General features: G+C 50.9%; 7 protein-coding genes, 2 pseudogenes and 1 riboswitch. Of the genes and pseudogenes, 3 read left to right on the top strand and 6 right to left on the bottom strand.

The genetic code is table 11. The features are described 5' to 3' along the window. A pseudogene (locus IE055_RS12995) lies at positions 1–206 on the top strand (IS110 family transposase); the annotation flags it as partial. A gap of 28 nt (positions 207–234) precedes the next feature. On the opposite strand, the gene IE055_RS12990 reads toward IE055_RS12995, so the two are convergent. The 4 genes and pseudogenes from IE055_RS12990 to ahcY all read right to left on the bottom strand — a co-directional run bounded on the left by IE055_RS12990 (position 235) and on the right by ahcY (position 7,658). After that, on the bottom strand, positions 235–522 hold the full coding sequence (locus IE055_RS12990) for a hypothetical protein (protein ID WP_189401901.1): 288 nt from the start codon (positions 520–522) through the stop codon (positions 235–237). A 1,063-nt stretch (positions 523–1,585) separates the two neighbouring features. Then, a pseudogene (gene metH / locus IE055_RS12985) lies at positions 1,586–5,273 on the bottom strand (methionine synthase). A 20-nt stretch (positions 5,274–5,293) separates the two neighbouring features. After that, a complete protein-coding gene (metF, locus tag IE055_RS12980) occupies positions 5,294–6,139 on the bottom strand; it encodes a methylenetetrahydrofolate reductase [NAD(P)H] (protein ID WP_189401899.1) in 846 nt (281 codons plus the stop codon). 100 nt (positions 6,140–6,239) lie between these two features. Then, positions 6,240–7,658: an adenosylhomocysteinase gene (ahcY, locus tag IE055_RS12975; protein WP_189401897.1), complete on the bottom strand. Its 1,419-nt coding sequence runs from the start codon at positions 7,656–7,658 to the stop codon at positions 6,240–6,242. 38 nt (positions 7,659–7,696) lie between these two features. Continuing rightward, a riboswitch (S-adenosyl-L-homocysteine riboswitch) is annotated at positions 7,697–7,817 on the bottom strand. A 367-nt stretch (positions 7,818–8,184) separates the two neighbouring features. Between ahcY and IE055_RS12970 the strand changes: the two genes are divergently transcribed. Both IE055_RS12970 and IE055_RS12965 read left to right on the top strand, forming a co-directional pair. Further along, complete coding sequence (locus tag IE055_RS12970) at positions 8,185–8,928, top strand: LPXTG cell wall anchor domain-containing protein (RefSeq protein ID WP_189401895.1); 744 nt, start codon at positions 8,185–8,187, stop codon at positions 8,926–8,928. A gap of 4 nt (positions 8,929–8,932) precedes the next feature. Next, positions 8,933–9,652, top strand: coding sequence for a class D sortase (locus tag IE055_RS12965; RefSeq protein ID WP_189401893.1), 720 nt, complete (start codon positions 8,933–8,935; stop codon positions 9,650–9,652). A 3-nt stretch (positions 9,653–9,655) separates the two neighbouring features. Here IE055_RS12965 and IE055_RS12960 read toward each other — a convergent pair whose 3' ends face one another. Next, a complete protein-coding gene (locus IE055_RS12960; RefSeq protein ID WP_189401891.1) occupies positions 9,656–11,050 on the bottom strand; it encodes an AMP-binding protein in 1,395 nt (464 codons plus the stop codon). A gap of 37 nt (positions 11,051–11,087) precedes the next feature. Next, entirely contained in the window at positions 11,088–11,351 is a 264-nt protein-coding gene (locus tag IE055_RS12955) for a phosphopantetheine-binding protein (RefSeq protein WP_189401889.1), read from the bottom strand. Positions 11,352–11,613: the final 262 nt, after the last annotated feature.

Here is an 11,613-nt window from a genome sequence, read left to right as displayed (position 1 = left end):
GTGGACGGCACAAGATCCGTTCAGTGTTGTTCGTCTCGATGATGTCGGCCATCCAACATCACCCCACACTCAAACCGATGTATCAACGGTTAGTCGCGCAAGGCAAACCCAAGAAAGTGGCATTGATCGCCTGCGCCAGAAAGCAGTTGATTACCCTGAACGCGATGATGAAAACGAGGACTTATTGGAACGAAAAAATGGCCTGAATACTTGACCTGGGATCATAGTCTCTTGTTAGGTTTCTTTTTCAATGTACTTCCAGGTTATAAACTGTTGAATTAAGATAAATAGAAAAGCAGCGAAAGCCAAGTAGACTGCACTGTTGTTCCAACGACTATTTATATAAGAAACTCTTTCGAAATTCGTTTTGCTATCTGGATCTTCCAGTGAATCAATTTGTAGTTCATATTTCGTGACTTCATTTGATATTTCATTTGCGACCCCTATCTGGAGAGCCATTGCTGTAAAACAACCAACGGAGGCCATCATTAGAATAATTGAAAGTGTCTTTGCAATCTTCATGTAAACCTAACGCCGTGAACACGGGCGCACAAAGTGCGTCCGAGCGAAGCGGCAGTGTTTTGCCTTGTTAGTGCTTTGACACATTGATGTTCTTTGCATGTATCTCGATGACGCCATCACTTAAATATAACCATAATTTGTTTTCCTTGAGATAGCCGTTAGAAACTGAGCCCGCCGAAAGGTTATCTAGGATTTCTTCGAAATCAGCCATGTTATTAAAACGGGTAACGTTGTCACATGTGATTAGGTATTTGTCTCTTTGTTTTGATTCTGATGATGAATAGAATTCTCCTTCTATTACTAATGAAACTCCGGTCTTTGCAACTGAATAATTGAGAGATTCAATATTCCCATCATGCCAAATAAAGTTTTCTAGAGAGTTGTTCATAGCTTAAATAGCACTAACGCTAAGCCAAGGGGCGGCCTGACAAGGCCGTCCCGCGGAGCTGCGCTTTTTGCAGCGGAGTGAACTTTGGCGACTTGTTAGTTGCTGAGAGGATCTTTCCGCAACCACGTTGAAGAACGAAGCCGCTACTTTCAGAAACCCAGAAACCAAAAGAGCCAAAACTCTATAGCGAAGCCCGATACGAGCAGAGCCAAGAAGCCTCTTCTCTGCGACCGATGCTTGCGAAATTTTGAACGCATAATTTTTAGAATTCATGTTTGTCCATTTATCCTCGAACTCTAAGCCAGGCATTTCCAATGTGGCTAAAAGCAATTAACTATTCGATTAAACGACTCTTGGCACTGAAATGCAACTAACAGCTTATTATTGAGCGCGCTCGATTTCGCCCAAATTGATATTTCGAGAAACTTTTGTAACCCTCTGTTTTAACTCTACTTTTCCTCATTCCCTCGTTTTTCCTTGGTGTGAAAGTGTGCGTGCGCAATATCAATCCTAGCAGTGCGCAATAACATTCTCAATATAATATCTAAGCCTTTGATTTTCTTTACTTTGTTTAATATCAAAAGTGGCAAAGTGTGCGCGAGTTGGGGCGTAAAGTGACTAGTTTTGAGGGCGTTGCCCAGATATGCTGTTTATATTTACAGTATTTTAACCTACCTAAACATCATACCCCAAAACCGAAGCCAACCAGCGCTCCGTACTAATCAAGTCCTGCCCCTTGCGCTCAGCATAATCAATCACTTGATCTTGCTGGATTCGGGTGACGGAGAAGTAGCGGGCTTCTGGGTGTGCGAAGTACCAGCCGCTGACGGCGGCGGTGGGCAGCATGGCGAAGCTTTCGGTGATGGTCATGCCGGCGTTTTGATCTGGTTGCAGCATGGCCCACAAGGTGGCTTTTTCGGTGTGGTCTGGGCAGGCTGGGTAGCCAGGTGCGGGTCGGATGCCGCGGTATTTTTCACGAATGAGGGCGTCGTTGTCGAGGTCTTCGTTGGGTTGGTAGGCCCAGAACTCTTTGCGCACGCGTTCGTGCATGTGCTCGGCGAAGGCTTCGGCTAAGCGGTCGGCAAGGACTTTCAACATAATGGCTTGATAGTCGTCGTGTTGGGCTTCGAACTCGGCGAGTTTTTCTTCAATACGATGGCCGGTGGTCACCGCAAATCCTCCAATGTAGTCAGCGACACCGCTGTCTTTGGGGGCGATAAAGTCAGACAGACAGTAATTTGCCTGTTGATTCTTTTTGGCGTCTTGCTGGCGCAGGTTATGCAGGGTTTGTACGACTTCTTGGCGTGTATCGTCGGCGTAGATTTGAATGTCGTCACCACGACTGTTGGCTGGAAAGAAGCCGATTACACCTTTGGCTTCGAGCCAGTCTTCATCGACTATTTTTTGTAGCATAGCTTGACCGTCGGCGTAGAGCTTACGTGCCTCTTCGCCAATCACGTCGTCGTCCAGAATACGCGGGAAGCGACCGGCTAATTCCCAGGCGCTGAAGAACGGTGTCCAGTCAATGCGATCAATCAGATCAGCCAAGGAGTATGAATCAAAGACCTTTAGGCCTAAGAAGCTTGGTTTGTCGATTTGCTGGGTCTGCCAATCCGGCGCAAATTTATTCGCACGCGCCTCTTTGATGGTTAGCGTTTTGTGCACTTTGCCATGTTTGGCGCGTTCAACTCGAATGCGTTCGTATTCGTCTTTTAAGTTTTGTACGAACCCAGGTTTTAGTTCGGTGGATAGCAGGCTTTGCGCCACACCAACGGCACGTGAGGCATCAGGTACGTGCACCACTTGATCGCCATTTAGATTCGGCTCGATCTTGAGCGCCGTGTGCACTTTGGAGGTGGTCGCACCGCCAATCATCAAGGGCATATTAATACTTTGGCGTTGCATCTCTTTGGCCACGTGCACCATTTCATCCAGCGACGGTGTAATCAGACCAGATAAACCAATCAAATCGCAGTTGTGCGCCAACGCTTCGCTCAGAATTTTCTCGGCAGGTACCATCACGCCTAGGTCGACGACTTCGTAGTTGTTGCACTGCAATACGACGCCGACAATGTTTTTACCAATGTCGTGCACGTCGCCTTTTACGGTGGCCATCAGAATGCGGCCATTAGTATCGCCTTCTTGTTTTTCCTCTTCGATAAACGGCATGAGGTAAGCCACGGCTTTTTTCATGACACGCGCGGATTTAACCACCTGCGGCAGGAACATTTTGCCGGAACCAAACAAGTCGCCCACCACGTTCATGCCGTCCATCAACGGGCCTTCAATCACGTGCAGCGGTTTGTCCGCTTTGAGGCGAGCTTCTTCGGTATCTTGTTCAATAAATTCGGTGATGCCTTTGACCAACGCGTGCGCCAGCCGTTTATTGACGTCCCAGCTACGCCATTCCTGATCTTGTTTGTTATCGGCTTGTTTGCCGTCGCCTCGATATTTCTCGGCAATCTCAAGCAGCGCTTCGGTGGCACCCGGATGGCGATTTAGCACCACGTCTTCGACTTTGTCGCGTAACTCGGTGGGCAGATCTTCGTAGATAGCGAGCTGACCGGCATTCACGATGCCCATATCCATACCGGCTTGAATTGCGTGGTACAGGAACACGGAGTGGATGGCTTCACGCACCGGGTTATTACCACGGAACGAGAAGGACACGTTCGACACACCACCCGAGACTTTGGCGTGTGGCAGTGTGCGTTTGATTTCACGGGTGGCTTCAATGAAGTCAACCGCATAGTTGTTGTGTTCGTCAATGCCGGTGGCGATGGCAAAGATGTTGGGGTCGAAGATAATATCTTCTGGCGCGAATCCCACTTGCTCGGTCAGAATCTTGTACGCCCGGGTACAAATTTCTATTTTGCGCGCTTTGGTGTCGGCCTGACCCTGCTCGTCAAACGCCATCACAATGACGGCGGCGCCGTAACGCATAACGAGCTTAGCTTGATGAATGAAGTTCTCTTCGCCCTCTTTCAGCGAGATCGAGTTTACAATGCCCTTGCCTTGCAAACACTTGAGACCGGCTTCGATAACCTCCCATTTAGAGGAATCGATCATCACCGGCACGCGTGAAATATCCGGCTCAGAGGCCATCAAATTCAGGAAGGTGACCATGACCTTCTCGGCATCGATCAAGCCTTCGTCCATGTTCACGTCGATGACTTGCGCACCGGCTTCAACCTGCTGACGCGCGACTTCCAAGGCGGCTTCGTAATCTTCCTCTTTAATCAGCTTTTTGAAACGTGCTGACCCGGTGACGTTGGTACGCTCACCAACGTTAACAAACAGGGTGTCTTCCTGAATGTTGAACGGCTCGAGGCCAGATAAACGCATGGCGGTTGGCGTACTCATATTAATTCACCGTTCGCGGTTTGATGTCGGCCACGGCCTCGGCAATGGCTTTAATATGAGCCGGCGATGAGCCACAGCAGCCACCAACAATGTTTAAAAACCCGCTTTCGGCCCATTCCTGGATGTGTGCGGCCATTTCGTCTGGCGTGAGGTCGTACTCGCCAAGCTCGTTTGGTAGACCCGCGTTTGGGTGTGCCGACACACCGGTTTCAGAAATCCGATTGATTTCAGCCACATACTGGCGCAATTCGCCAGGGCCAAGTGCACAATTCAATCCAATGGTGAGCGGTTTCGCGTGACGCAAGCTGTTGTAAAAGGCTTCAGTAACCTGGCCGGTTAGAGTCCGACCCGATGCATCGGTGATGGTGCCGGAGATCATCACCGGCAACGAGGCTCCCAAGTCTTCGAACACGCTTTGTACCGCAAACACAGCGGCTTTGGCATTCAGTGTGTCGAATACGGTCTCGATCAGAATGATGTCGGCCCCGCCTTCGATTAGGCCACGCGTGGCAAGGGAATAGTCTTCGACCAACTCATCAAAATTAATGGCACGAGCGCCGGGGTCCGTCACATCCACCGAGACCGAGGCGGTTTTCTGATTTGGGCCTAACACGCCCGCCACGAAACGTGGTTTGTCGTCGGTGCTGACATCATCTGCGACCGCACGCGCTAACTTGGCCGCCGCCACATTGATTTCGTAGGCGTAGTCCTGCAATTGGTAACGCACCAGATCACTTGGCGTGGCATTAAAGTTATTGGTTTCAATAATGTCCGCGCCCGCCTCTAGGTACTCGCGATGAATGCCGGCAATAATCTCGGGCCTGGTGAGCACCAGCAAGTCGTTCATGCCTTTTAACGGCGTCGGCCAGTCTGCAAATCGTTCGCCACGATAGTCTTCTTCTTCTAACTTGTGGCGCTGGATCATGGTACCCATGGCGCCATCCAAAATCAGAATGCGTTCCGCCATAAGTTGTTTTAATTGTGCGCTGCGATCAGACATGATGGTTCCCGAGGTTGCGCTTAGGCCGTAAGCTGATAGCCAATGCGTGTGCAGATTTCTTTCACCGGTTCGACTTTGTTGAGCGCATAAAAATGCAGGCCTTCAACGCCATTGTCTAACAGGTCAAAACACAGGTGTGTGACCACGTCCAAGCCAAAGGCTTTGAGTGAGGCTTCGTCGTCTTGATACTGTTCCAGGCGGGCGCGAATCCAGCGTGGCAACTCGGCGCCGCAGGCATCCGAAAACCGCACCAGCGTCGCGTAATTGGTAATCGGCATAATGCCCGGAATAATCGGCACTGTAACGCCTAGACGCTGCGCTTCGTCCACATACGCAAAGTAGCTGTCTGCGTTATAGAAATACTGTGTCAACGCGGAGTTCGCACCGGCATCGACTTTGCGTTTGAAGTTTTCAAGGTCACGTTGTGGGCTGCGTGATTCCGGATGGAAATCTGGATACGCCGCCACTTCCAGGTGCAAATCATCACCGAATTCTTGTCGAATGAAACTGACCAATTCGTTGGCGTAGGCGAAGTCGCCACGCTCAACCATACCGGATGGCAAATCACCGCGTAACACAACTAGACGTTTTACACCCAACGCCAGATAACCCTCAACCATGCTCTTGATCACCGGTTTCGAAGCGCCCACACACGAGATATGTGGCGCGGCATCCGAGCCAGCGTTGATCATGTGTTTAACGGCGTCGTAGGTGCCATCTTGCGTGCTGCCGCCAGCACCAAAGGTGACCGAGAAAAAGGTCGGTTCAAAGCGGGCCAGTTCGGCATGCACGCGATTCAGCGTAGCTACGCCTTTCTCAGTACGCGGCGGAAAAAACTCAAAACTGAGTTCAGGGGTCTTGCTCATGGTGTTACTCCTAGGCCCACGTCACGTTGCGACTCGCGCTCAGCCAGCCGCAACGCGTCCATGTGAACCCAACTAATCTGGGTTGAATTAGTAGCGATCGTTAGTAGCGATAATGATCGGACTTATATGGACCTTCAACCGCCACGTTAATGTAGTCGGCCTGATCCTGAGTCAGCGTGGTCAACTTGGCACCAATTTTTTCAAGGTGTAAGCGTGCTACTTTCTCGTCCAGATGTTTCGGCAGAATGTACACATCGTTTTGGTATTCATCGCCTTTGCTCCACAACTCGATTTGCGCCAAGGTCTGGTTGGTGAACGAGTTGGACATTACAAAACTCGGGTGGCCAGTAGCACAACCCAGATTCACCAAACGACCTTGAGCCAGCAAAATGATGCGCTTACCGTCTGGGAAGATTACGTGATCCACTTGATCTTTGATGTTGTCCCATTGGCAATCGGCCAGGCTGGCGACGTCGATTTCGTTATCGAAGTGACCAATGTTGCAGACAATCGCCTGATCTTTCATGGCGTCCATGTGCTCACGACGGATAATGTTGTAGTTACCAGTGGTAGTTACAAAAATGTCTGCATCAGCGACGGCTTCTTCCAGCGTCACAACCTGATACCCTTCCATTGCCGCTTGCAGCGCGCAGATTGGATCGATCTCGGTGACTTTCACAATGGCTCCTAAGCCACGCAGCGATGCGGCTGAACCTTTGCCCACGTCACCATAACCACACACCACGGCGGTCTTACCGGCAATCATCACGTCGGTCGCACGCTTGATGGAGTCAACCAAGGACTCACGGCAGCCATACAGGTTATCAAATTTGGATTTGGTGACAGAATCGTTGACGTTGATGGCTGGGAATGGCAACACGCCGTCTTTTACCATTTTGTACAAACGCGCCACACCAGTGGTGGTCTCTTCGGTCACACCTTGAACGCCCGCCAAACGACGTGAATACCACGTGTTGTCTTTCGCCAGAGTTTTCTTGATGGCGGCAAACAAGCAGACTTCTTCTTCGCTGCCTGGTTTGTCTAACACGGTAATGTCTTTTTCTGCTTTGGCGCCCAGGATCAACAACATGGTGGCATCACCACCGTCGTCCAGAATCATGTTCGGACCCGTGTCGCCCGGCCAATCCATAATACGGTGTGTGTAGTCCCAATACTCATCCAGAGTTTCGCCTTTGACCGCGAACACTGGAATGTTCTGCGCCGCGATGGCTGCTGCCGCGTGATCCTGTGTCGAGAAGATATTGCAGGAGGCCCAACGTACTTCGGCGCCCAAGGCCACCAACGTCTCAATCAACACGGCAGTTTGAATGGTCATATGCAGCGAGCCCGTTATCTTGGCACCCTTCAGAGGTTGCGCTGCACGGTACTCTTCGCGAATCGAAATCAGACCCGGCATCTCAGTTTCAGCAATCGCAATTTCCTTGCGGCCAAAGTCAGCCAGGTTGATGTCTTTGATCAAATAATCAGTAAATTCGGGATTCGATGGATTTGCACTCATCTTTCATCTCCTGTTCTTAAGTAAGAATTAAAGTTAACGAAAAATGAGCGCCGTTGCAGTTTGCACTTAGTGTCTCGACTCAGTGCATACAGCACGAGGAGAATACAAAGTGGTGCTTGAGCCTGACGGGAGGACCCCGTTGCAACGCTCCTCAAGCACGTTGAGCGCGATTATAGTCACCGATCTGGTGAATTTCTAGTCAAAAGCCATGAAATCCGGGCGAAATACGAATAAGTAAGCTAAACCGCGTGCTCAATGGCGATTGGTGCATAAACCCCGTTTTTGGGGGATATACACAAATATCTCGCCGAACTCCCTATCTGTGCTTAGTGCTGAGCCATAACAAGCAAGTTGACCTACCTTCGTCCATACCCAAGCAAAATCAAACACCGAGCGCGGTCATTCGTCGAGCGAACAGGGTTGGCATCGTTATTGCTAATCGAAAACCGACGCGAGCACTGCTTGCTAAACGGGCTGGATCGTCTGTTGATCTAGTTGACCTTTAAACCCTAAAACTGAGGATTAAATGAAACACATTACACGACTCGCCATTTCTTTGCTGCTAGTGGTACTTGCTGGTATCGCGCATGCACAACAAACAACCACGTCAGGTGTTGTGGTAAGCACCAACGATGCATACCAGACCATTACCGTGCGTGATGATGCGACCGGTCAACGCAACACGTATTTCGTTGGCAATACGACAGAATTAAAGAGCAACACAGGCCCAATCGATTTCTCCGATATCCGCCGTGGTCAAGTTGTGGATTTGGTGTTTGATGACACGGACCAGGGCCGTGAACTGGGCAGCTTTGCCACTGACAACACAGAGGCAACGGTGGAGATCATTCCGATTGAGTTTGAAGACCACTACACAATCTCAGGTGAAGTAGTTGGGACACGCCCTGCAAAACGCACCATTACGATTCGCCCTGAGGGCAAAAAAAACCGTCGCACCATCAACGTACCGGCCGGTGTGACAATTAGCCGCAACGGTAAGTTCGTTGAAATCGAAGATTTATTAATTGGCGATACGGCAAACTTCAAATATCAAGAAACCGTACAAGGTTTTGTATTAGTCCAAGACGGCCAAGCCACGCAAGAAACTGGTGCTGATACGCGCGAAGCCATGCAACAGAGTTCGGATCCCGTTGCGCTAGCGCCCATGGTCCTACCTGCCACTGCATCAAATCAGTTTGCATGGTTGATCGCTGGTCTAGCCGCACTGATGCTTGCGGGTGGTTTGATGACTTTTCGTCGCATTTCATAACACCATGCTGCGTTATCTAGAACGAGGGTTGCTGATACTGGCAACCCTCGCCTTGCTTAAATTCGGTATAGCCTATTCTCATCGCTGGAATAGTGAACACACTGTTGCCAGCTTTAAACAGCAACGCGCGCTGGACATCCACCAAGCACAAAGCGCAACACGCACTAAACCCCATATAAATACATCCACGCCAGATGCTCACGCCGAGATTCGAGCCACCCGAAAACTGGGTTCAGCGCAACCAGATATGGCCCTGTGGTCGCCACAGCGCAAGCGCGCTTTTGTTGACGCTGGCATGAACACACCCTCGCTTGTTGCAGCAATTGAAATTCCGTCAGTAGGCGTTGCGGCGCCGATCTACCAGGGCACAGATCACCCACAATTAGACCGCGGTGCTGGGTGGATACTGGGCACTGCGGCGCTTGATTCCACCCGTGGGAATATTGGCATTGCAGCGCACCGAGATGGCTTTTTTCGTGGCCTGAAAGATATCAAAGTGGGCGATGAAATCGAACTCGCTACGCTGACCGAAGACCGCCGCTATCGCGTCGTTGAGTTAAGTATCGTCCAACCTGAGGACGTGCATGTACTGGCGTCCACTCAAGCCGCCGAACTCACCCTGGTGACTTGCTACCCATTTTATTTTGTTGGCAAAGCGCCCCAGCGGTTTATCGTCAACGCCAAACTGATCAAACGCACCCAACTGGATAGCAACGGAAGCTAAATCTTACTGCGTGCGCTTGAGGCTGTCGTACAACGTAAGCAGATTTGTTTTCGGCAACTTGCCATTCGCTTCACGTGGCAACGACGGCACGACAAAGATCGGCCTAGGCACAAACGCTGCGTCCAGATAAGAACGAAGATGATCACGCAAAGCCGCTTTCTCTACGCCATCTTGTAACACCACTATCGCAACCAATCGTGGCACCGAGCGCTGCGGTTGTTGTGGAAAAAAGACCACGCCGTCCTGCAATCCGGAAAACCGGTTGAGAATGGCGTTAACTTCCTGCAGCGAGCCCCGTTTTCCGGCAATTTTAATCTGATCGCTGGCTCGCCCGCGTAGACTGAATTCATCATCAGAATGGACGTCAATGAGATCATCCAAATCGACCACCGACGGCAAATATGCGGCACTGGCTTGAGTCCGCCCATCCGACATGTGCGAAAAATGGATGCCGTCAAATCGCCGCCATAATGCTGATTGTGCGGTACGGCGTACTGCCATGGACCCAACCTCACTACACCCATACACTTCTCGCAGTTCACCACCGGCTACGGCTTCTTGTTGTTGCGCGAGCGCCGTGTCGAGCGGCGCGGTGGCACACAAAGTCACGGCGATTTCCGGGCAAGCCACGGCCTCACCCGAAAGTGAATGCAGCAACGCTCGCAAGTGAAACGGTGTGGTGATGAGGTTACGTGGTGCGGGTAACTGCGCAAGCGCCTCCAACACATCGGCCGGATACAGCGGCTTACTGTCAACCAAGGCTGCGTTGGCGAACACTGGCAACAGCACAGAGGTTTCCAAGCCCCACATATGCTGGCCCGGCACCGTCGCTAACTGATAGTGGATCTGAGTACTATTGGGCAACATATAACGCGCGTTGATTTTGGAACTTTCGCGCAAGGTACGCCAGTTTTTCGGGTTTGGACGCGATTGACCAGTGGAGCCTGACGTGAAACTGATGATTGCGGCTTGATCTGAGTCGATCTGTGGACTGACCTTCGACGCATTCGCAAGCCGCCAGTCAAACTTAGATACATCCAGTTCAGCAAGATCAGCGCTCAAATCCTGATTCATCGCATCGTGCAATATTACACAATTGGCATACCGCGCCGCGAGATCGGCCTGTGTCGCTGCGTTGCGGTTTGGCGGTAACAAAGTGGTTTGTCCACGCGCTATTGCCGCCCAGGTAGCGACCAGAAACAGGTACCGGCTCTCACATAGGTTTATAACATGCTGAGTGGCTGGCAATCGCTCCGCCATTCGCAACACATGCGCGAGAAATTGATTGCGGCTGACAATGCGACCGTTGTTTTCCTGCGCCAAGCCGCGCAGGGGTGTGGTCAGCCAAGCAAATGGGCGGTCGTCTGCCAACGGGACGAGCGGTGAAGCATTGGTCATAGCGTGCTGAGTGACGTTACGGCCCCTTGGGCTTACTTCAGGCGTTGGCTTCAATGAAAGCGTTCAAACTGCGCAACGTGGCAAAGGCTTCTTTTGTTGCTTCATCCTCGGCCTTCATTTCAACGCCATGCTCCTGCGCAATTGCCAGTGCGATTTCCAGAGCGTCGATCGAGTCGAGCCCAAGACCATCGCCGAACAACGGCTCTTCAGGGTCGATTTCATTGGGCTCAATATCTTCCAGATTAAGCACCTCAACCAACAGAGCGGCAAGTTCTGCTTCAGCAGGCGTTTGAGTGGCCATCGGCGAGTCTCCTTGTGGTTTAATTCTTTATTTTCAAAGGGCGAAAGTTTAAACTATTCGTTTACAAAAGATAATAACAAGTTGCCAAATCGATGGTGGGAACCACGCCGACCGTATTTGGACTTACAACTGTCAAATTAATAGCTTGTGATCACGCCTAGGGGTCTGTCGTTGGTCAATCCAGTATCGAGTGGTCGTCACGCCTGAGCGGGATGCACGAATCGAAACGCTACTTGCGCTGTTAATTTAAGACGGGGACTAA

Origin of the sequence: Arenicella chitinivorans (genome assembly GCF_014651515.1) — a bacterium.
GTDB lineage: Bacteria > Pseudomonadota > Gammaproteobacteria > Arenicellales > Arenicellaceae > Arenicella > Arenicella chitinivorans.
The sequence above is the reverse complement of the archived record's forward strand: the minus strand, read 5'-3'. Positions and strand labels throughout refer to the sequence as shown.

What these genes read in the sequence shown, in the direction of transcription:
- IE055_RS12990 (WP_189401901.1), bottom strand. Translation starts at nt 522, where the DNA reads ATGAAGATTGCAAAGACACTTTCAATTATTCTAATGATGGCCTCCGTT.
- metF (WP_189401899.1), bottom strand. Translation starts at nt 6,139, where the DNA reads ATGAGCAAGACCCCTGAACTCAGTTTTGAGTTTTTTCCGCCGCGTACT.
- ahcY (WP_189401897.1), bottom strand. Translation starts at nt 7,658, where the DNA reads ATGAGTGCAAATCCATCGAATCCCGAATTTACTGATTATTTGATCAAA.
- IE055_RS12970 (WP_189401895.1), top strand. Translation starts at nt 8,185, where the DNA reads ATGAAACACATTACACGACTCGCCATTTCTTTGCTGCTAGTGGTACTT.
- IE055_RS12965 (WP_189401893.1), top strand. Translation starts at nt 8,933, where the DNA reads ATGCTGCGTTATCTAGAACGAGGGTTGCTGATACTGGCAACCCTCGCC.
- IE055_RS12960 (WP_189401891.1), bottom strand. Translation starts at nt 11,050, where the DNA reads ATGACCAATGCTTCACCGCTCGTCCCGTTGGCAGACGACCGCCCATTT.
- IE055_RS12955 (WP_189401889.1), bottom strand. Translation starts at nt 11,351, where the DNA reads ATGGCCACTCAAACGCCTGCTGAAGCAGAACTTGCCGCTCTGTTGGTT.